Annotated in this window: 21 protein-coding genes and 1 pseudogene; 10 read left to right on the top strand and 12 right to left on the bottom strand. The window is 65.6% G+C overall.

What is annotated here, in order from left to right; genetic code table 11:
- Positions 1–95: 95 nt before the first annotated feature.
- Complete coding sequence (locus WS70_RS08650; RefSeq protein ID WP_059470138.1) at positions 96–1,133, bottom strand: sulfate ABC transporter substrate-binding protein; 1,038 nt, start codon at positions 1,131–1,133, stop codon at positions 96–98.
- A 265-nt stretch (positions 1,134–1,398) separates the two neighbouring features.
- Here WS70_RS08650 and lexA point away from each other — a divergent pair, with 265 nt between their 5' ends.
- From lexA to WS70_RS08630, 3 genes are all read left to right on the top strand, one after another.
- A complete protein-coding gene (lexA, locus tag WS70_RS08640; RefSeq protein ID WP_059470140.1) occupies positions 1,399–2,046 on the top strand; it encodes a transcriptional repressor LexA in 648 nt (215 codons plus the stop codon).
- Between the two features lie 66 nt (positions 2,047–2,112).
- Complete coding sequence (locus WS70_RS08635; protein ID WP_059597059.1) at positions 2,113–2,439, top strand: hypothetical protein; 327 nt, start codon at positions 2,113–2,115, stop codon at positions 2,437–2,439.
- Between the two features lie 39 nt (positions 2,440–2,478).
- Entirely contained in the window at positions 2,479–3,222 is a 744-nt protein-coding gene (locus tag WS70_RS08630) for a DUF2939 domain-containing protein (protein ID WP_059597060.1), read from the top strand.
- Positions 3,223–3,530: 308 nt separating this feature from the next.
- Here WS70_RS08630 and WS70_RS08625 read toward each other — a convergent pair whose 3' ends face one another.
- On the bottom strand, positions 3,531–4,025 hold the full coding sequence (locus tag WS70_RS08625) for a universal stress protein (RefSeq protein WP_059470143.1): 495 nt from the start codon (positions 4,023–4,025) through the stop codon (positions 3,531–3,533).
- A 229-nt stretch (positions 4,026–4,254) separates the two neighbouring features.
- Between WS70_RS08625 and nodI the strand changes: the two genes are divergently transcribed.
- The gene (gene nodI, locus WS70_RS08620; protein WP_059597061.1) at positions 4,255–5,169 is read left to right on the top strand and encodes a nodulation factor ABC transporter ATP-binding protein NodI; all 915 of its coding nucleotides are present in this window, start codon (positions 4,255–4,257) and stop codon (positions 5,167–5,169) included.
- A 4-nt stretch (positions 5,170–5,173) separates the two neighbouring features.
- Positions 5,174–6,010, top strand: a complete 837-nt coding sequence (locus WS70_RS08615; protein ID WP_059470145.1) for an ABC transporter permease — start codon at positions 5,174–5,176, stop codon at positions 6,008–6,010.
- A gap of 116 nt (positions 6,011–6,126) precedes the next feature.
- On the opposite strand, the gene WS70_RS08610 is transcribed toward WS70_RS08615, so the two are convergent.
- The 4 genes from WS70_RS08610 to WS70_RS08595 all read right to left on the bottom strand — a co-directional run bounded on the left by WS70_RS08610 (position 6,127) and on the right by WS70_RS08595 (position 9,917).
- Positions 6,127–6,549: a hypothetical protein gene (locus WS70_RS08610; protein ID WP_010103912.1), complete on the bottom strand. Its 423-nt coding sequence runs from the start codon at positions 6,547–6,549 to the stop codon at positions 6,127–6,129.
- Between the two features lie 316 nt (positions 6,550–6,865).
- Positions 6,866–7,927: a permease gene (locus WS70_RS08605; protein ID WP_059470147.1), complete on the bottom strand. Its 1,062-nt coding sequence runs from the start codon at positions 7,925–7,927 to the stop codon at positions 6,866–6,868.
- Between the two features lie 298 nt (positions 7,928–8,225).
- Positions 8,226–9,278, bottom strand: a complete 1,053-nt coding sequence (locus tag WS70_RS08600; RefSeq protein WP_059470148.1) for an NADP(H)-dependent aldo-keto reductase — start codon at positions 9,276–9,278, stop codon at positions 8,226–8,228.
- A 201-nt stretch (positions 9,279–9,479) separates the two neighbouring features.
- Positions 9,480–9,917, bottom strand: a complete 438-nt coding sequence (locus WS70_RS08595) for a PaaI family thioesterase (protein ID WP_059470170.1) — start codon at positions 9,915–9,917, stop codon at positions 9,480–9,482.
- A 182-nt stretch (positions 9,918–10,099) separates the two neighbouring features.
- Between WS70_RS08595 and WS70_RS08590 the strand changes: the two genes are divergently transcribed.
- The 3 genes from WS70_RS08590 (at position 10,100) to WS70_RS08575 (ending at position 14,003) form a co-directional block, all read left to right on the top strand.
- The gene (locus WS70_RS08590; protein WP_059597062.1) at positions 10,100–10,576 is read left to right on the top strand and encodes a winged helix-turn-helix transcriptional regulator; all 477 of its coding nucleotides are present in this window, start codon (positions 10,100–10,102) and stop codon (positions 10,574–10,576) included.
- 581 nt (positions 10,577–11,157) lie between these two features.
- Complete coding sequence (locus tag WS70_RS08585) at positions 11,158–11,736, top strand: GNAT family N-acetyltransferase (protein ID WP_059597063.1); 579 nt, start codon at positions 11,158–11,160, stop codon at positions 11,734–11,736.
- Between the two features lie 962 nt (positions 11,737–12,698).
- Positions 12,699–14,003 (top strand): dicarboxylate/amino acid:cation symporter, encoded by a 1,305-nt coding sequence (locus WS70_RS08575; protein WP_059597064.1) that lies wholly within the window; start codon positions 12,699–12,701, stop codon positions 14,001–14,003.
- Between the two features lie 233 nt (positions 14,004–14,236).
- Here the strand turns inward: WS70_RS08575 and WS70_RS08570 are convergent, their stop codons facing one another.
- Positions 14,237–14,734, bottom strand: a complete 498-nt coding sequence (locus WS70_RS08570) for a lysozyme (protein ID WP_059597065.1) — start codon at positions 14,732–14,734, stop codon at positions 14,237–14,239.
- Positions 14,727–14,939, bottom strand: coding sequence for an HP1 family phage holin (locus tag WS70_RS08565; RefSeq protein ID WP_059470988.1), 213 nt, complete (start codon positions 14,937–14,939; stop codon positions 14,727–14,729). Before WS70_RS08565 ends, WS70_RS08570 begins: the two co-directional genes overlap by 8 nt.
- 65 nt (positions 14,940–15,004) lie before the next feature.
- Here WS70_RS08565 and WS70_RS33795 point away from each other — a divergent pair.
- Positions 15,005–15,334, top strand: a pseudogene (locus tag WS70_RS33795) (IS110 family transposase); the annotation flags it as partial.
- A gap of 185 nt (positions 15,335–15,519) precedes the next feature.
- On the opposite strand, the gene clpB reads toward WS70_RS33795, so the two are convergent.
- The gene (gene clpB, locus WS70_RS08555; RefSeq protein WP_059471005.1) at positions 15,520–18,117 is read right to left on the bottom strand and encodes an ATP-dependent chaperone ClpB; all 2,598 of its coding nucleotides are present in this window, start codon (positions 18,115–18,117) and stop codon (positions 15,520–15,522) included.
- A 180-nt stretch (positions 18,118–18,297) separates the two neighbouring features.
- Positions 18,298–18,795, bottom strand: coding sequence for an Rrf2 family transcriptional regulator (locus WS70_RS08550; protein ID WP_059470989.1), 498 nt, complete (start codon positions 18,793–18,795; stop codon positions 18,298–18,300).
- Positions 18,796–18,977: 182 nt separating this feature from the next.
- Here WS70_RS08550 and WS70_RS08545 point away from each other — a divergent pair, with 182 nt between their 5' ends.
- The gene (locus WS70_RS08545; RefSeq protein WP_059470990.1) at positions 18,978–19,532 is read left to right on the top strand and encodes a group III truncated hemoglobin; all 555 of its coding nucleotides are present in this window, start codon (positions 18,978–18,980) and stop codon (positions 19,530–19,532) included.
- A gap of 303 nt (positions 19,533–19,835) precedes the next feature.
- On the opposite strand, the gene moaE is transcribed toward WS70_RS08545, so the two are convergent.
- Positions 19,836–20,309 carry a molybdopterin synthase catalytic subunit MoaE gene (moaE, locus tag WS70_RS08540; RefSeq protein WP_059470991.1) on the bottom strand — a complete coding sequence of 158 codons (474 nt, stop codon included), beginning with the start codon at positions 20,307–20,309 and terminating at the stop codon, positions 19,836–19,838.
- A gap of 59 nt (positions 20,310–20,368) precedes the next feature.
- Positions 20,369–20,626: a molybdopterin converting factor subunit 1 gene (moaD, locus tag WS70_RS08535; protein WP_059597067.1), complete on the bottom strand. Its 258-nt coding sequence runs from the start codon at positions 20,624–20,626 to the stop codon at positions 20,369–20,371.
- Between the last annotated feature and the right edge of the window lie 10 nt (positions 20,627–20,636).

Raw genomic sequence — 20,636 nt, 5'->3', positions numbered from 1 at the left:
CGGCTTGACGGACGCGCGATGCCGCCGCGTCCGTCAGCCCGATGTCGTTGTATCGCGGAACGGCGCGCCGATCGCGGCGCGCCGCCCGCCGTCGCTCATTGCGGCTTGTAGATCGAATCGAACACGCCGCCGTCGGCGAAATGCGTCTTCTGCGCATGGGTCCAGCCGCCGAACGTGTCGTCGACCGTATACAGCTTCAGCTTCGGGAACTGCTTCGTGAGCGTGGCCGGCACGTCCTTCGAGCGCGGCCGGTAGTAGTTGCGCGCGGCGATCTCCTGCCCTTCCTTGCTGTACAGGAAGTTCAGGTACGCGTCCGCGAGCCTGCGCGTGCCCTTCTTGTCGACCACCTTGTCGACGACCGCGACGGGCGGCTCCGCGAGAATGCTCGCCGACGGCACGACGATCTCGAACTTGTCGGCGCCGAATTCCTTGATCGACAGGAACGCCTCGTTCTCCCACGCGATCAGCACGTCGCCGATCCCGCGCTGCACGAAGCTCGTCGTCGCGCCGCGCGCGCCCGAATCGAGCACGCCCGCGTTCTTGTACAGCTTCGAGACGAAATCCTTCGCCGTCTGCGCATCGCCGCCCGGCTTGTGCTGCGCGTACGCCCAGGCGGCGAGGTAGTTCCAGCGCGCGCCGCCCGACGTCTTCGGGTTAGGCGTGACGATCGACACGCCCGGCTTCGTGAGGTCGTCCCAGTCCTTGATTCCCTTCGGATTGCCCTTGCGCACGAGGAACACGATCGTCGACGTGTACGGCGACGCGTTGTCCGGCAAGCGCTTCTGCCAATCCCTGTTGACGAGGCCCTTGTTCGCGAGCGCGTCGATGTCGTACGCGAGCGCGAGCGTCACGACGTCGGCCTGAAGGCCGTCGAGCACCGAGCGCGCCTGCGCGCCCGAGCCGCCGTGCGACTGCTTGAAGTTCACCGTTTCGCCCGTCTTCGCCTTCCACTCCTTGCCGAACGCCTGATTGACGTCCTGATAGAGCTCGCGCGTCGGATCGTACGAGACGTTCAGGAACGTCGTGTCCGCGAGCGCCGGCGTGAGCGCGCCGAGCGCCGCCGTCGCGCCGAGCGCGAGTGATGCGATGAGACGACGTATGCCGCCCGCCAGCCCCGTGTTGCGCTTGACCATCCGTTGTTCTCCGTAGGGGTCGTTGTTTGTGATGTTGGGCCAGTCTAACGAACAGGTTTCATCATTAAAAATAATCGTTCCTCATTTTTTAATACTCAAAAGTGGTAACGATTGCTCGATCGATGGCTATCGCGGCCGAAGCGGCGCTGTGACGCAGCCGGATCGCGGCGGAATCGCCGTGATAGCGCCGAATTTCAAGTAACGCTTGAATTTCCCCGGACACTGTATAAAAATACAGCTCACTGTCTATCCATACAGTCATGTCATGATCAAACTCACCGCCCGTCAGCAGCAAGTATTCGACTTGATTCGTCGCGCGATCGAGCGCGACGGCTTTCCGCCCACTCGCGCGGAAATCGCCGCCGAGCTCGGCTTCAGCTCGCCGAACGCAGCCGAGGAGCACTTGCGGGCGCTCGCGCGCAAGGGCGTAATCGAGCTGGCGGCGGGCGCGTCGCGCGGCATTCGCCTGATCGGCGTCGAAGATTCGCCGCACCAGTTGACGCTGCCGCACGCGGCGCTGATGCAACTGTCGCTGCCGCTCGTCGGCCGCGTCGCGGCCGGTAGCCCGATCCTCGCGCAGGAGCACATCTCGCAGCACTACGCATGCGATCCCGCGCTCTTCTCGAGCAAGCCCGACTACCTGCTGAAGGTGCGCGGCCTGTCGATGCGCGACGCCGGCATCCTCGACGGCGATCTGCTCGCCGTGCAGAAGCGGACCGAGGCGAAGAACGGCCAGATCATCGTCGCGCGGCTCGGCGACGACGTCACGGTCAAGCGCCTGATGCGCCGGCCCGGCGGCGTCGAGCTGATCGCCGAGAACCCCGATTACGAGAACATCTTCGTGAAGGCCGGCAGCGCGGAATTCGCGCTCGAAGGCGTCGCCGTCGGGCTGATCCGCCCGGGCGAATTCTGACCGCCACGCAGCCCGCCCGCGGCACCGCCCGTCTTTCCCGCCATTCGACTGGATCTGGAGAACCCTATGGAACGCCTCGCCCGCTTGCTGCCCTTCCGCCAATTCGGCCGCCTGCGCCATCTGCGCGGACGCACGCCGTGTGCGCCACTCGTCGCCGCCCAGCTGCGCAGCGAGGGCGACGCGCAGACGTCGCTGCTGCCGTCCGCACTGCCGGCATTCGCGCGCGTGTCGCTGAACGGTTCGCTCCATCACGCGGAACCCGAGCGGCGCGCGCCGGTTCGTGTCTATCACGGGCCGTCGCGCTTCATCATGGTCGGCACGGTCGATGCGATCTGCCGGATGATCGATCGCTGCATCGCCGAGGAACATTCACTGACGCAACAAGGTCTCTGATCTTCGGAGCCCGTTCGTCCGTCTCGTCGTGGAGGCCGTTTGAATTCTGCCGTGCGCCCGCAAAGGCGATTCCTGAAGCCGGTTTCGATCGTCGTCGCGCTTGTCGTCGCCGCGGTGGCGATCGTCTATGCGTATGCGTCGCCCTATCTCGCGCTCAGGCAGATGAAGCAGGCGATCGATGCGCGCGATGCGCAGGCGATCAGCACCTACGTCGATTTCCCCGCTTTGCGGATCAGCCTGAAGCAGCAGCTCACCGACGAATTGATGCGGCGCATCGACGCGCAAAAGCGCGACAATCCGCTCGCAATCATCGGCGCGCTGATCGGCTCGGCGCTTGTCGGCCCGCTCGTCGATGCTTACGCGACGCCCGACGGCGTCGCCGCGCTGATGAACGGCTTGCCGCCGCGCACGCAATCCGGACAACGGCCACCCGAGTTGAATCGACCCGCCGATCAAGCGGCGAGCCAGGCAGCGCCGGTCGCGTCTGCAGCGAGCGCGTCGGCGGGTAGCCCAGGCAATTCAGTTGCCGCGTCAAGCGACGCGACGCCTGCCGCAAGCAAAACGGCGGCGCAAGCCGCGCCGTTGCCCGTATCCGGTACGCCGTCCGCCGCCGCGAGTTCGCCATCCGGCACGTCACCGCAGACGAGCGCTGCCTACCGGCGCTTCGACGAATTCGTCGTCACGTATCGCCGCGACGACGGCAGCGCGCGCTATGCCGCGATCTTTCGCCGCAGCGGACTCTTCGGTTGGAAATTGTCGGCAGTCAATTTGCACGACGAGTGAATTTGAATCGGCCCGTCGGCCGCACGCCGCGTAAAGCATGCGTGAATGCCGGGCCCGGCGCATGCGTGCGGAAACGGCGGCGATTCAGCGGTCATTTCAAACGATACGAAACGAACCGCCGGAACCAGTCAGCCTTGCTGCTTGGCAAATCGGCTGGAACCGGTTCGATTCGTCACCCGATTAACCGATGGCGAAATGACCCGATGGTGGACATCGGCGATCAAGCGAAGCGACAAATATCGGCCGCGCCCCCGCGCGGTCGATATACGCTCCGTAGCGCCATGCGCCGATGTGTGTCGGTGGCGTAGTCAGCGTCCGGCCGTCGCCGCCGTTGCGTCCTTCGCGCTTTCAGCCTTCTGCTCCGCCGGCGACGAGCACGCGACCAGAATGCTGCACGACACGCGATCGAGCAGTTGCGTGTTGCCCGACCCCATCCACCACCGCGACAAACCGCTGCGGCAGCGATGGCCGACCACGACGAGATCGACGTTGAGCTTCGTCGCGAGATTCGCGATCTCGTCGATCGGGTAGCCGAACGCGAAATGCCCCTGCGCCTGCACGCCATGCTCGGTCAGCCAGTCGACACCCTCTTGCAAGATCTCGCGTGCGGTTTCCTCGAAGCGGCTGCACGCGACGTCGGTCAGCAAGCCGGCGCTTTGCGCGATGCTCGAGCGCATGTCGACGACCGACAGCAAGTGTGTTTCGGCTTTCAGTTCGAGCGCCAGATCGGCGCCGCATCTCAATGCCTTGCGGCCCTCGAGCGTACCGTCGTAGCACAGCAGAATTTTTTTATAGCTAGCCATCTTGGCCTCCCTAATGCGCGACCAGCGCACGAACCCATCATGCTGCGCCGCAATTCCAGATGCAAGCGCTGGAAAACGCTGATTCGCCCCGCACCGCGAACGCGCGATGATGCGATGCACGAAGCCGAGCAATGTGCGCTGTGACGAGGCAAGCGCGCTGAAGCGATGCGATCGATGCACTAGAATGGCCCGTTCGTGTTGCACGATTCCAATCGATATTCACTTGCCCATGTCCGTCGCACCGATCGATTTTCAGGCAGTCGAGAAACACTACGACGGCAAGCTCGTCGTCAACGGCTTGTCCTTTCACGTGCAGCCCGGCGAATGCTTCGGCCTGCTCGGCCCGAATGGCGCCGGCAAGACCACGACGCTCAAGATGCTGCTCGGCATCACGTATCCGGACGCAGGCTCGATCAGCCTGTGCGGCGAACCCGTGCCGTCTCGCGCGCGGCATGCGCGGCGTCGCGTCGGCGTGGTGCCGCAGTTCGACAACCTCGATCCCGACTTCACCGTCCGCGAGAACCTGGTGGTATTCGCCCGCTACTTCGGGCTCGCCGCACGCGAGGCGCGCTCGCTCGTGCCATCGCTGCTCGAGTTCGCGAAGCTCGAGAACAAGGCCGACGCGCGGGTGAGCGAGCTGTCGGGCGGGATGAAGCGGCGGCTCACACTGGCGCGCGCGCTCGTCAACGATCCCGACGTGCTCGTGCTCGACGAGCCGACGACGGGCCTCGATCCGCAGGCCCGGCATCTGATGTGGGAACGACTGCGCTCGCTCCTCGCGCGCGGCAAGACGATTCTGCTGACCACGCACTTCATGGAAGAGGCGGAGCGCCTGTGCCACCGCCTGTGCGTGATCGAGGAAGGCCGCAAGATCGCGGAAGGCGCGCCGCGCGCGTTGATCGAAACGGAGATCGGCTGCGACGTGATCGAAATCTACGGGCCCGATCCCGTGCAGTTGCGCGACGAGCTCGCGCCGCTCGCGGCGCGCACCGAGATCAGCGGTGAAACGCTCTTTTGCTACGTCGACGATCCGGAGCCGATCAACGCGCGCCTGAAAGGCCGCACGGGCCTGCGCTATCTGCACCGCCCCGCGAATCTCGAAGACGTATTCCTGCGGCTGACCGGCCGCGAGATGCAGGACTGAAACAATGGACACTCGCCACTACACGTCGCAGCCGGCCGTCGCGCTTCGCGAGCGCGAATCCGCGTTCGCGCTCGCGCTGCCCGCGAACGCGACCAACTGGATCGCCGTCTGGCGGCGCAACTACCTCGTCTGGCAAAAACTCGCGATCGCATCGATGTTCGGCAATCTCGCCGATCCGATGATCTACCTGTTCGGCCTCGGGCTCGGTCTCGGGTTGATGGTCGGGCACGTCGAAGGCGTGTCGTACATCGCGTTCCTTGCGGCCGGGACGGTCGGCTCGAGCGTGATGATGTCGGCGAGCTTCGAATCGATGTACTCGGGCTTCTCGCGGATGCACGTGCAGCGCACCTGGGAAGCGATCATGCACACGCCGCTGTCGCTCGGCGACATCGTGCTCGGCGAGATCGTCTGGGCCGCGAGCAAGGCGATGCTGTCGGGCGCGGCGATCATGCTCGTCGCCGGCATGCTCGGCTATGCGAAGTTTCCGTCGATGCTGATTGCCCTGCCGGTAATCGCGCTCGCCGGTCTCGCGTTCGCGAGCCTCGCGATGATCGTCACCGCGCTCGCGCCGTCCTACGATTTCTTCATGTTCTATCAGACGCTCGCGCTGACGCCGATGCTGCTCTTGTCCGGCGTGTTCTTCCCGCTCACGCAGTTGCCCGAGTTCGCGCGGCACGTCGCGCACGCGCTGCCGCTCGCGAATGCGGTCGATTTGATCCGCCCGGCGATGCTCGGCCGTCCGGCGCCCGACGTCGCGATCCACGTCGCGATCCTCGCCGCATACGCGGTGGGTGGATTCTTCGTTTGCGCGCGCCTGTTCAGGCGGCGGATGATGCGCTGATGAAACCGGCCTGCCCGGCCGGCTCGCGACGCCCGGGCGCGCGCGAGCCGAATGCCGAGCATGCGGCCTTTCGGCCGCGCCGCGGGCCACGCGCCGCGCGGCCGCGAGCTCGACGATCACTCGTCGTCGTCGCTCCAAGGCATCTCGACGTCGGTCAGGAACGCGACGGTCGCGAGCGGCCCGCCCTCCTGCCGGCCGAGCTTGCCGTCCGCGCGGTGCCATTCGACGCGAAACACCGTGCCCGGATCGTCGGCGAGCAGATACACGGTGCGCAATTCCTCCGGATCGGCATCCTCGACGGGGCCGTCGAACGACACGAGCATCTTCTGCGGCCAGAGTCCGTTGACCGGATCGTAGACGCGCTCGCCCTGCGGAATGTCGATGCTCGCGTCGACGCCGATCGTCGCCGACGCCTCGACGATCATCTTGCCGAGCGCGTTCAGCACGGCGGTCGCTCGTGTGGAGTTGGCCTGGCGAATCGCGAGATCGCCGCGCGTCAGCGCCTGTTCGAGGCGGGGATGTACCTTGTGTTTCGTCATGCGTTTTCCTGATCGCTTCTGCTTCTGAAAATGACGGCCGGCCTCGCTTCCGAGACCGGCCTGATTACGTGCGCGCGGACGGCCGGCGCGTCGGCAATGCGGTCGAATCCGTCGTGCTGGAATCGCCGTGCGGTTGCCGTCAGTCGCCGCCGATCGTGTCCAAATGGAGATCGCCAATCGCCGCGACTGCCGATCTCCGGCCGCCGATCGCGAGATCCAGCCCGGCCACGCCACAGGTGCACCGTGGCCGAAGCGTGTCGACCGAGCGCGCTAATCGAATTTTCCCGACCGATCATCGCCTCCGGATTCGCCGCCCTCAGAACCCGAGCGCGACCGCAGCCAACCCGCCGACCACCCCGAACGCGACAACGAGCGCAGCGACGAGCGCAAGCGTCGCCGGCTTGAACGAGCGCGCGAGCATCGCGAGCGACGGCACGCTGACGGGCGGCAGCGTCATCAGCAGCGCGCCCGCCGGCCCGACGCCCATGCCGAGAGACAGCATCGCCTGGATGATCGGCACCTCGCCCGCGGTCGGAATCACGAACAGCATGCCCGCAATCGCGAACGCGACGATCCAGCCGATCCCGTTGCCGATGTCCGGTCCGATATGCGGGAACAGCCACGCGCGCGCGGCGCCGAGCAGCAGGACGAGCACCAGATATTCGGGCACGAGGCGCACTGTCATGCGCGCGAAGATCTTCATCCAGCGCGCGAACGCGTTGCCGGCCGCCGCCTGCTCGGCGACGAGCTTCGCGCGCAGCGCATCGTCGACGACGCGCGTCTGCTCCCCCGCGAGACGGTTGAGCAGATAGCCGACGCCGAACACCATCGCGACGCCGAGCACGAGCCGCAGCGCGCTCCAGTGCCAGCCGAGCACGAAGCCCATGAACACGAGTGCGGCGGGATTGAGCACCGTGTTGCCGAGCCAGAACGCGACCGCGCCGCCCGGCGACGCGTCGCGCTCGCGCAGACCCGCGACGACGGGCGCCGCGCAGCACGTGCACATCATGCCGGGCAGCGCGAGCAGCCCCCCTGCCGCGACGCTGCCGAAGCCCGTGCCGCCAAGCGCGCGCGCGACCCAATGCGCGGGCAGGAGCGCCTGCACCGCCGAGCCGAGCAGAAGGCCGAGCACCATCGCCTGCCAGATCGCCTTGCCATACGCCCACGCATAGTCGAGCGCCGCCTGCAGCGACGGCTCGGGCGCGCGCGCCGCCGCGCCCATCAGGATCGACTGGCCGATCGAATGATGCTCGGCCGCGACGAACGCCTTGTGATAGTACGGAAACCATTTCACATAGAAGAGGCCCACGACGGCCAACAGGACGAACGTCGCGAGGCCAAGCGCCGGATGGGGGGTGTAGGAACGGGAACTGTTCATGCTGGTCGCCGTAAATGCGTGTGATTGAGCGTTGTTGCGCATCGATGCGAAACGTCGGAAACGGACGTATGCCGCATCGCGGCACGCCGCGGCGGATGGCAGCGCGTCAACGCCTCGATTTCGGATGCGGAATCAAACGCCCGGTTCGGACGAACCGGACCGATAACGGAAAGGCGGGATTATCGCACGCGGCGCGCGATTCTCCGATCAGGGCATATGCGGCAGCGGACGCCGCACGCCCAGCGGGACAAGGCCCGGCGACGCGCGACGCGTCGGCCGGACCGCTTCGCGGCAGCCGTTACGGCGCGGGATTCGGCTGCCGCTCGTGAAGCGCGTCGATTTCGGCGAGGATCTCCGGCGGCAGCTTCACGTCGACGCTCGCGATGTTCTCGCGCAGTTGCTCGAGCGACGTCGCGCCGATCAGGTTGCTCGTCACGAACGGGCGGCTGTTGACGAATGCGAGCGCAAGCTGCGCGGGCGACAGGCCATGCCGCTTCGCGAGCGCGACGTAGCGCGACGTCGCCTGCACCGCGTGGGGCCTGCTGTAGCGCTGGAAGCGCTCGAACAGCGTGATGCGCGCGCCGGCGGGACGCGCGAGCTCTTCGTACTTGCCGGACAGCCAGCCGAACGCGAGCGGCGAGTACGCGAGCAGCCCGATGCGCTCGCGATGGCTGAACTCCGACAAGCCGTTCTCGAACGTGCGATTCAGCAGGCTATACGGGTTCTGGATGCTGACGATGCGCGGCAGGCCGAGCTTCTCGGCCGCCCGCAGGAATTGCGCGATGCCCCAGGGCGTCTCGTTCGACACGCCGACATGCCGCACCTTGCCCGCCTTCACGAAGTCGCCGAGAACGGCGAGCGTCTCTTCGATCGGCACCGTGTACGGATCGTCGATCCACGGATACGCAGGGCGGCCGAACGTCGTCGTGCTGCGGTCCGGCCAGTGCAACTGATACAGGTCGACGTAGTCGGTGCGCAGGCGCTTCAGGCTGCCGTCGAGCGCCGCGGTCAGGTTCTTGCGATCGAACTGGTTGCCCGCACCGCGGATGTGCGTGGGATTGTGCGGCTGGCGCGCGGGGCCGGCGATCTTCGTCGCGATCGTCAGCTTGTCGCGCAGCGTCGGGCGCTTCGCGAGCCAGGTGCCGAGATACGCTTCGGTGCGACCCTGCGTCTCAGCCTTCGGCGGCACCGGATACATCTCGGCGGTGTCGATCAGCGTAACGCCCCGATCGATCGCGTAATCGAGCTGCGCGTGCGCGTCGCTTTCGGTGTTCTGCTCGCCCCAGGTCATCGTGCCGAGACCGATCAAGCTGACTTCGACGCCTGAATTGCCGAGTGTGCGGTATTCCATGCTGGGGTTCCTGTCGCTTCGGATGCAAAGACCCGAAGCTAACACATCGAAACGATTGCTTCAGAACGCGCGTGTCAAGCGTCGCTGTAGCGTCGCTCGCGGCGTCGGCGCGCCGGCGATGCACTCGCATTCGGCACACATTCGCGGTGGCTCGCTGCTCGCCCGATGTCTGACGCCGAGCGCCGGTCACCGATACGCCGCTCACGCCGGCCGCTGGATGAAGCACGTCGCCGACGCGTGCGCGACCACTTTATCGTCCGGCGTCTTCAGGGTTCCTTCGGCGACGCCGAGGCTTTTCGACAGATGGATCACGCGCCCCTCTGCGACGAGATCAACATCACGCGGCACCGGGCGCAACATCTTCACGTGCAGATCGACGGTGCCGTAGCCGACGCCCGGATCGAGCATCGTATGCACCGCGCAGCCCGTGACGGAATCGAGCACCGTCGCGGCGAAGCCGCCGTGCACGCCGCCGAGCGGATTCAAATGGCGTCCGTCGGCGCGCGCGGTCATCTTCACGTAACCGAGCTCGACGCTCTCGGACCGCATCGGGATCGTTTCGGCAATCGACGCTGCGGGCACTTCACCCGCCGCTGCAGCGCGCAGCAGTTCGAGACCGGACATGGACCACGGATTCATCGACATACTCCTCGCAGTGGTAAGGAACGCGGCGCGTCGCGCCTATTAGTTCTAAAAAAGAACTTACGATGACGCCCATTATTGGCACGCGTTCACCGGCTGTCAACACGTGAGCGACGTGGCCGTTTCGAGCGTGCGTTCTATAATCGAACGCACTTCCCCTGTTTTCACGGAAAACGATCATGAAATGGGACGACATCGGCTCGATGCCGTGTTCGGTCGCACGCACGCTCGCCGTGCTCGGCGATCGCTGGACGATGCTGATCCTGCGCAACGCATTTCTCGGCCATCGCCGCTTCGAAGCGTTCCAGACGCAACTGGGGCTCACGCGCCACGTGCTCGCGGAGCGGCTCGCGCGGCTCGTCGACGAAGGGATCTTCACGAAATGCGCGTATCAGGACCGGCCGCCGCGCTTCGAGTACCGTCTGTCGCAGAAAGGCCGCGATCTCTATCCGGTGCTGCTCGCGCTCACCGCGTGGGGCGATCGGTGGAAGGACGACGGCAACGGCCCGCCCGTCGTGCTGCGACACCGGACGTGCGGGCACGTGATGCATCCGGTGATGGTGTGCTCCGAATGCGGGGAATCGATCGATCCGCTGGACGTCGAGCCGCTGCCGGGGCCCGGCTGGATCGAGCGGCAAGTGGACGAGATCGGATGACGACGGGCAACGCACGCTCGATGAAGCACGGCGATGGAACTGCTGCGCTGGGCCGAGCGCGTGCGAACAAGCGCGGCGCAATCGATGCGCATTGCGTCGCGGAATGCCTGCCGCATCGGGATCGCGCTCGCGGAACCCGGCATACGGCCGGTTCGTCACGCTGCTTCTTGGCTCGCGTCAATCCGAGTTTGACCGCCGTCGTTCCGGCCTCGACAGCGGGCGTCTTGGACAACAGACCGCCTTCTCGCTTCCGAAGTGCGGACGATCCCGACCGCGCACGCCCACTGCACCGGCCTCCGCCGATCGAGATCCGCAACGTCCGCGATGATCGACGCGCATCACGCAGAACGCGTTGGTTCGACCGCAGATCATGACAGGGCATGCGAAGGATGTCCGCGCAATCGAACCCCATTTCGCTCGGCAACCCGATGGATTCGACGGCCGGTCACCATGATCGCGTACACGCGCGGCAACTGCCGCTCGAACATCAAGCGACATATTCGACCGCTGAAGACACTGCCCTGCAGTACCGCCGCACCTGTCGACGGCGTCCCACAAAGTCCATCCAGAAGGAATATCGAATGACACGAAAAACGAGCGCCGCGATCGAAACGGCGCGATTGCTCCTCGACACGCTCGATCAACGCGATGCCGAAGGTCTGTTCGACTATCACGGCAATCCCGAAGTCTGGAGATATCAGGGCTGGCGTCCTGCCAGCGTCGCGGATTCCCGCGATTTCATCGCACGTCAGTCGGACATCGCATTCGGCGAGGCCGGCGCGTGGTGCCAACTCGCGATTCGCAGCAAGCCGACGCGCGAATTGATCGGCGACCTCGGCATACGTTTTCCCGCAACCGACACGGAGCCGGTCGAATTCGGCATCTCGCTGAGTCCCGCGCACCAGCGCAAAGGGTACGCACGCGAAGTCATGACGGCTTGCATCGATCTCGCTTTTCGACAATGGGGGCATCGCAGACTCGTCGCGTCCGTCGATCCTCGCAACATCGCAAGCATGGCGCTATTTCAGGCGCTTGGCTTCCGACAAGAGGCGCATCACGTCGAAAGCTACTATCTGCGCGGCGAGTGGGTCGACGACGTGATCTTCGCGATGCTCGCGCGCGAGTGGTCCGCGCATTGCGACAGCGATTCGGATCGGTAGACGTGCGGCTGTCGCAGACAGGCAATGCGCATTCGATCTCGCATCGCGACCGCCGCCGATGCGCGGATTTCCGGCCGCTGCGGTCGAGGCGATTCGAACTCGGCGCGGCTTCTGGCGTCGCCAACGCGCATCGTCGCATCGTCGCATCGTCGCATCGTCGCATCGTCGCATCGTCGCATCGTCGCATCGTCGCATCGTCGCATCGTCGCAGGCGCACGTGCCTCGATCGCGTTTGAGTCCGGATGCAGGCAGCGCGAGCTTCCCCCTTCTCCCGACGTCGAAAGCAAGAAAGTCCGTTGGCCACCCGGCGTCACGACGCGCATTCGCAAGATGTCCGGCATCACGCCGCCGATCAAAAGGCGCTACGCGCAATCTGCACGAGTGCGGCGCAATCCCGAAATACGGCGATCGATTCCAAGGATTGGGACGCCGCGGCGGCCGCTCCGGTAGGCCCAAGTCCGGCACGCAAGCGCCGATCGCTCGCCCGCGGGAGCAAAGAAAAGTTGGGTGGCTCGCCTGGGCTGCTGCGGAAGCTGCGCCGCCCGCTCCGAGATAACCGAATGCCATGCGCAGAGATGATCTGGCGATAGGCAGGCGCGCGCTACCGCACATGCCGCCGATTCTGCCGGAACGCATTCGGCTTGCGCCGTAAACTGCCGAAACGAAGGCCTCGGCGCTGCCGTCGCCCATCCACGCGACGTAACCCGTCGGACGAGCGCGGCGTCCGCTTCTCGCGGGCGACGATGTCTCAACTCTTTCAATTTCGAAAGCAATCCGGCCAATTGGAGTAACATATCGCCTCTTGTATCGAGCGATCGCGCCCTGTCAAGCGCATCCAGCAAGAATTGCCTGGTGCGCGCCGTACCGGAAGGCGCGCGAACAGCCCAGGTACCAGGTCCACTGCTTGCGCGCCGGCGACCGCGCCGTCATTTGCAACACCCGCCGTGCAATTTGGACTCCTCATGAAGAAAAGACGCAACATCACCTCGTACATCGTGATCGCGATGATCCTCGGCATCGCCGTCGGTTATGGCTGCCATAGCGCATTCCCGGATCCGCACGTCGCGAAGGAAATCGCCGGCTACGTATCGCTGCTGTCCGACGTGTTCCTGCGTCTCATCAAGATGATCATCGCGCCGCTGGTGTTCGCGACGCTGACGGTCGGCATCGCGCACATGGGCGATACCGGTGCGGTCGGCCGGGTCGGCGTGAAGGCGCTCGGCTGGTTCTTCATCGCGTCGTTCACGTCGCTGCTGCTCGGCCTGCTGGCCGCGACGGTATTGCAGCCCGGCAGCCATCTGAGCCTGCCGCTGCCCGCCACCGATGCCGCCCTCGACCTGAAGACCGGCTCGTTCACGCTGAAAGACTTCGTGATCCACCTGGTGCCGAAGTCGATCGCCGAGGCGATGGCGAACAACGAGATCCTGCAGATCGTCGTGTTCTCGATCTTCTTCGGCACCGCGCTGTCCGCGCTCGGCGACGCAGGCAAGCGCCTGACCGGCGTGATCGAGGATCTCGCGCAAGTGATGTTGAAGGTCACCGGCGCGGTCATGTGGTTCGCGCCCGTCGCGGTGTTCGCGGCGCTCGCATCGACGATCACGACGGAAGGACTCAGCATCCTGCTCACGTTCGCGAAGTTCATGGGCAGCTTCTATCTCGCACTCGCGCTGCTGTGGGGCGTGCTGACGCTCGCGGGCCTCGTGTTCCTCGGCAAGCGTACGTTCTCGCTGATCCGCCTGATCCGCGAACCGTTCCTGTTGTCGTTCGCGACCGCGAGTTCGGAAGCCGCGTATCCGAAGCTGCTCGACGCGCTCGACCGTTTCGGCGTGAACCGCAAGATTTCGAGCTTCGTGTTGCCGATCGGCTATTCGTTCAACCTCGACGGCTCGATGATGTACTGCACGTTCGCCGTACTGTTCATCGCGCAGGTATACGGCATCGATCTGCCGCTCGGCACGCAAATCACGATGCTGCTTCTGCTGATGCTGACGTCGAAGGGCATGGCCGGCGTGCCGCGGGCGTCGCTCGTCGTGATTGCGGCGACGCTCAACCAGTTCAACCTGCCGGAGGCAGGCCTGCTGCTGATCATGGGGGTCGACATGTTCCTCGACATGGGCCGCTCGGCGACCAATGCGGTCGGCAACTCGATTGCCGCCGCCGTGGTCGCGAAGTGGGAAGGCCAGCTCGACGACCCGCGCGACGATGCAGGCTCCGACGGCGGCGGCGCGGCGTCGCTCGAGCCGCAGCGGATAGCGGAGCGGGTATAGGAATGACGGCCATGTGAAACCGGCTGGCTCGGTATCGTCATGGCCCGCTTCCGAGGGAAATCACGCCCGTCGGCGGCAGCCGGGCGCGCTCCGTTGCACCGCGCGTAGGTGCGCCCCTTTTTTCATCGCGCGCTTGCTCACGCGGAAGGTCGACGACTCGGTGCGCGGCTCGTGGTCCGGGTAGAAGACGTCCTCGGACAGCGTGCGGCGCGTCTCGTGAGTTTTCGTGGTTGTCATAGGTCACGCTCGCAGATTGCGCGCTCTTCGGCGCGCCATTTCACCAGGCCGGGCAGTACACGGCCGCCGGCCGTCACCCATTGCGGCCGGCCGCTATCCGACTCGTTCAACGCGCGGCACGCGCCGCGCCAGTCGCCCGCGCTGAAGCGCTTCGCGGTCGTGCTGCCGCAGTACGCAGCTGGCCCGACGTTGTAAGCAAAGCTCACCGCGGCCGCGAGCTGGTACGTGTGCCCATCCAGGACAGGGGTGCACTTCAGCACCGGCTCGGCGCGTTCGATCAGCCGTTGCTCGAGCCGCGCGCGGCACTCTTCCGGCGTGAAGCGCTGGCCGGCGCGCACGTCCTTCGTGTCGCCGTTACACGCCGTGATGATCCCGATCGGATCGGCGCGTGCGACCAGCACCTCGCCCTCGAACTTCGGGACGATAGAAAGCAAAAGGGCCGCAGTAGCGGCCCCCACAACTCCAGCGAGCGTCTTCTTCGGCACGTTAGCCATCGTGCGTCTCCAGTTCATGAAGGCGCGCCAACGACTCGCGCTCCTCCCGCTTGTCCTTGCGGTACATGTAGATAGCGTTGAGGGTGAACGTGGCCACTGCGGTCACGATACCCACGATGACGCCGATGTCGGTCAGCGTCAGCGACGACGCCAGGGCCACCTCGCTACCCGCGTAGCTAGCGACTTCGGTCGGGCTTGCTCTCATCGATTCCCCGTAATCGGGATAGGGGCGGCCAGTGACCTAGCCGATCCCCTCCCACACCACCCGGCATGCGGGTCCGCACCGGGCGGTTCTACGAATTCGGCGTTGCCGTGTCGGCCGGTCGACATAGCCTCCGAGAAGCCGAACAGGCGCTCACGCAACTGGCCGACACGCTGCCGGCTATGGTGATCGATGCCCTGCACGAGCAATTGCATCGCATCGGCATGCTCACGAAGGACATCGCCGAGATCGAACGCAGATTGACTGTTTGGCAGCGACAAAACGAAGCGGCCACGCGCCTCACAGCCATCCCCGGCGTCGGCCTGCTTAGCGCCACCGCCGCCGTGGCCACAATCGGCGATGCCTGCATGTTTCGCTCTGGGCGCGAATTTGCGGCATTCCTGGGTCTGGTGCCGCGACAAAGCGGCACGGGTGGCCGCCGAACACGAATATCACCTGGCAAACCGGGAGGCGTCCATATAAGTGCGCCCATGCTGGGCGCACCAAAAACACCCCGCTCACGCGGGGTGTTTGCTTTTGCGAGCCGGATGAAACGCCGACTCGCCCGGCCTGAACGCGGCGATCAATGCACGACGCGTTCGAACACGAACTTGCCGTCCCGCACGTCGACCGGAATCACGTCCTTCGGACCGAAGCGGCCTGCGAGAATGAGCTTCGCGACCGGATTCTCGATCTCCTGCTGGATCGCACGCTTGAGCGGCCGCGCGCCGAAGAGCGGATCGTAGCCGACCTTGCCGATCTGCTCGAGCGCCGACTCGGACACGTCGAGCTCCATGTCGAGCTTCGCGAGCCGTTCGTGCAGACGCGCGAGCTGGATCTTCGCGATCGACTGGATGTTGCTGCGATCGAGCGCGTGGAACACGACGACGTCGTCGATCCGGTTCAGGAATTCGGGGCGGAAATGCTGCTTGACCTCGCCCCACACCGCGTCCTTGATCTCTTCCTGCGACGAGCCCGACATCGCCTGGATCAACTGCGAGCCAAGGTTCGACGTCATCACGATCACCGTGTTCTTGAAGTCGACGGTGCGCCCCTGCCCGTCCGTCATCCGGCCGTCGTCGAGCACCTGCAGGAGCACGTTGAACACGTCCGGGTGCGCCTTCTCGATCTCATCGAGCAGGATCACGCTATACGGCTTGCGGCGCACGGCTTCGGTCAGATAGCCGCCCTCCTCGTAGCCGACGTAGCCGGGCGGCGCGCCGATCAGCCGCGCAACGCTGTGCTTCTCCATGAACTCGCTCATGTCGATGCGGATCAGATGCTCTTCGGTATCGAACAGGAAGCCGGCGAGCGCCTTGCACAGCTCGGTCTTGCCGACGCCCGTCGGGCCGAGGAACAGAAACGAGCCGTACGGACGGTTCGGATCGGACAGGCCCGCGCGCGAGCGGCGGATCGCGTCGGCGACCGCGTTGATCGCCTCGTTCTGGCCGACGACGCGCTCATGCAGCTTCTCTTCGATGTGCAGGAGCTTTTCGCGCTCGCCCTGCATCATCCGCGACACGGGAATGCCCGTCGCGCGCGACACGACCTCGGCGATCTCCTCCGCACCGACCTGCGTGCGCAGCAGACGCGGCCGCGTCGGGTTGTGCTGCTCGCTTTCCTCCGCCTGCGTGACCTGCTTGAGGCGCGCCTCGAGCTGCGGCAGCTTGCCGTACTGGAGCTCCGCAACCTTCTCGAGCTTGCCTTCGCGCTGCAGCCGCGTGATGTCGGCGCGCACCTTGTCGATCTCTTCCTTCAGCTGCGCGCTGCCCTGCACGGCCGCCTTCTCCGCCGTCCAGATCTCTTCGAGATCCGCGTACTCGCGCTCGAGCCGCTGGATTTCCTCTTCGATCAATTGCAGGCGCTTTTGCGACGCTTCGTCCTGCTCCTTCTTCACCGCTTCGCGCTCGATCTTCAATTGGATCAGACGGCGATCGAGCCTGTCCATTTCTTCGGGCTTCGAATCGATTTCCATCTTGATCTTCGACGCCGCTTCGTCGATCAGGTCGATCGCCTTGTCGGGCAGGAAGCGGTCGGTGATGTAGCGATGCGACAGCTCCGCCGCGGCGACGATCGCCGGGTCGGTGATCTCGACGCCGTGGTGCAGCTCGTACTTCTCCTGCAGACCGCGCAGGATCGCGATCGTCGCCTCGACGGTGGGCTCGTCGACGAGCACCTTCTGGAAGCGGCGCTCGAGCGCGGCATCCTTTTCGATGTACTTGCGATATTCGTCGAGCGTCGTCGCGCCGATGCAGTGCAGCTCGCCGCGCGACAGCGCCGGCTTCAGCATGTTGCCCGCGTCCATCGCGCCTTCGGCCTTGCCCGCGCCGACCATCGTGTGGATCTCGTCGATGAAGACGATCGTGCGGCCTTCGTCCTTCGCGATGTCGTTGAGCACCGCCTTCAGGCGCTCCTCGAACTCGCCGCGATACTTCGCGCCCGCAAGCAGCGCGGCCATGTCGAGCGACAGCACGCGCTTGCCCTTCAGTGTCTCGGGCACCTCGCCGTTGACGATCCGCTGCGCGAGCCCTTCGACGATCGCCGTCTTGCCGACGCCCGGCTCGCCGATCAGCACCGGGTTGTTCTTCGTGCGGCGCTGCAGGATCTGGATCGAGCGGCGGATCTCGTCGTCGCGGCCGATGACGGGATCGAGCTTGCCCGCGCGCGCGCGCTCGGTCAGGTCGACCGTGTACTTCTTCAGCGCCTCGCGCTGACTTTCCGCATCCTGGCTGTGCACCTGCGAGCCGCCGCGCACCGCGGCGACCGCGGACTCGAGCGCGCGGCGCGTGAGCCCGTGCTGGCGCGCGAGACGGCCCGCCTCGCCCCTGTCGTCGGCGACGGCGAGCAGGAACATCTCGCTCGCGATGAACGTGTCGTTGAGCTTCTGCGCTTCCTTGTCGGCCTGGTTCAGGAGGCTCGCGAGCTCGCGGCCGACCTGAATGTCGCCGCCCGTGCCTGTCACCTGCGGCAGGCGCGAGATCGCTTCGTTGAGCGCGCCTTGCAGCGCCTGGATGTGCACGCCCGCGCGCGACAGCAGCGCGCGCGCGGAGCCGTCCTGCTGCGCGATCAGCGCGGCGAGCACGTGAACGGGTTCGATGTATTGGTTGTCGCGCCCGGCGGCGAGACTTTGCGCGTCCGCGAGCGCCTCTTGGAATTTGGTGGTGAGCTTGTCGATTCTCATGAATGAGACCTCCATTGCGAATAGCAACCAAATGAGGATGGTTATCCGCCTTTCAAGCCGGTTTTTTATTGAGGCACAGCAAAGGGACGCGTCACGCGGGCGCGTGACGGCAACGAGAACACGCGCGGCGGCGACGCGGCCGCGCGCACGAAAGAAGCGTCGGGAATGCGCCGCGCGGCGTCAGCCGGCGACGGTCACCGGCACGCGGAGCTCGGCCGCAGGCACGATCCGCACGGGAGTGAGACCGAGCAGCGCGGCAAGCTGCGATGCCGGCTGCGAGAGCTCGCCGATCGTGTGCTTGTCGAGCTCCGCGAAGAACGCGTCGCGAGCGGCCGCGAACACGCCCTTGAGCCGGCATGCCGACTGGATCACGCAGCTGCGATGCGACTCGGATTCGTCCGCGAAGCAGCCGACGAGCGCGAAATCGTTTTCGGTCTTGCGCACGACTTCGCCGACCGTCAGCGTGGCGGACTGCGCGTTCAGGCGCAAGCCGCCGTTGCGGCCGCGCACCGTCTCGATCCAACCGAGCTCGCCGAGTTGCTGCACCACTTTCATCAAATGGTTCTTGGAAATGCCGTAGGCATCCGAGATCTCCTGGATCGTCGACAAGCCCTCGCCCCGGACCGCGAGGAACAACATGACGCGCAAAGAGTAGTCGGTGTAGTCGGTTAGTCTCATTACGAAATGGATGTTGTGTCAGTGCGATCGGCGCCCACGCGAAAAACGCGTCTGCCATTGCCGATCCGACGACCGCATCATAAGATGCAAGCTGTCAGCACTTTTATTGAGAAGGTGGCCGTTTATTATTGTGCGACAAAATCGCATGCCCGTGCTGCCGTGTTACCCGGCCCTTTTTTTAAATGACCCACGCTTCTTCCGAAATCTCCACTGTCGCCGCTGCGGCGACACGCGCCGCCGAACCGACCCCGGAGAACATTCGTGCGCTCGTCGACGCGTTCTACGAACGCGTGCGCGACGATGCCCTTCTCGGTCCCGTATTCGAGCAAAAGCTCGCCGGACGCTGGGACGAACATCTGCCGAAAATGGGCGAGTTCTGGTCGAGCCTCGTGCTCGGCACGAAGCGCTACCGCGGCAACGTGCAGGCCGCACACCAGCCGCTCGACGGCCTCGAGCCCGCGCATTTCAGCCGCTGGCTCACGCTGTTCCTGAAGACCGTCGAGGCGCGCTACGAACCCGCGGCGGCCGTGCGCTTCATGGAGCCCGCGCTGCGGATCGCGCAGAGCCTGCAATTGAGCCGCTTCGGCTGGGATTACCGGATTCCGGCCGAGCAGCAGGCCATCCTCGACCTGATCGCGCCGAAGCGGCCCGCGGACGACGACGCAGATGCGCGCCGGCCGCGCGGCGAGCCGTTTCCGGCGAAAATCATCGGCCGCGCGGCGCACGACGACGCGTGAGCGAACGGGCCGGCCGCCGGTTCCGGGTTCGCTCGAAACGACCGCGCAGCGCGCCGAAGAAGGGAAAGGAAGAAGCGAAAATTCCTGCCGGAGCCTGACGTTTAAACTTCAATATCGACGCAATCACGAGCACCCGAGCTCAGATTCCGCCGCCGCGTAGTGTCGTGACGCCCGAAAATTGGCGAGCGATCGTCCGCGGAACCGCTCCGGACGCTCGAAATCAAGCTTGCCCGCCCCTTCGCGACGGACGAAGCGATGCTGCCCCCGCCGAAGCCCGATCGGGCGGCACCGCGCCTACGACGATTACTTCGCGTTCCCCGATTCGACGCCCCAGCGCGCGAGCGCCGCATCGTCGACGCTGCGCGCGTCGACCCAGCGCTCGCCCGCGGGCGTCTTCTCCTTCTTCCAGAACGGCGCCTGCGTCTTCAGGTAGTCCATCACGAACTCGCACGACGCGAACGCGTCGCCGCGATGCGCGGATACGGTCGCGACGAACACGATCTGGTCGAGCGGATAGAGCTTGCCGACGCGGTGGACGATCGCCACGTCAATGCCCGGCCAGCGCGCGATCGCGTCGTCCGCGATCGCGGCGAGCGCTTTCTCGGTCATCCCCGGATAGTGCTCGAGCTCGAGCGTGTCGACCTGCTCGCCGTCGTTCAGGTCGCGCACCGTGCCGACGAAGCACGCGACCGCGCCCACCTTCGGATTGCGCGCGCGCAGCGCCGCGATCTCCGTGCTGACGTCGAAGTCGTCCGTCTGCACCCGTACCGTCACCATTGCCGCCTCCTGTCGAGCAGTGTTAGCGCTTGAGCGCTTACTCTGGTCGCATGCAAAGCTCAGCCGCCCGTCACGGGCGGGAAGAACGCGACTTCGCAGCCGTCGGAGATCCGCGTGCCGGCGTCCGTCATCGTGTGGTTGCACGCCATCCGCAGCGCGCGGCCCTCGGCGAGCGCCTCCGCCCACGCACCGCCGCGCGTGCGCAGCCACGCGCGCACGTCGCCCACCGTCGCGACGCCGTCCGGCACCGTCACCGTCTCGCTCGCGACGCCGAGCGCTTCGCGCACGCTCGCAAAAAACTTCAGTTCGATCTTCATCGTCACAACA

Origin of the sequence: Burkholderia mayonis (assembly GCF_001523745.2) — a bacterium.
GTDB lineage: Bacteria > Pseudomonadota > Gammaproteobacteria > Burkholderiales > Burkholderiaceae > Burkholderia > Burkholderia mayonis.
Note: the sequence above shows the minus strand (reverse complement) of the source record. Positions and strands in the feature narration are given on the sequence as shown.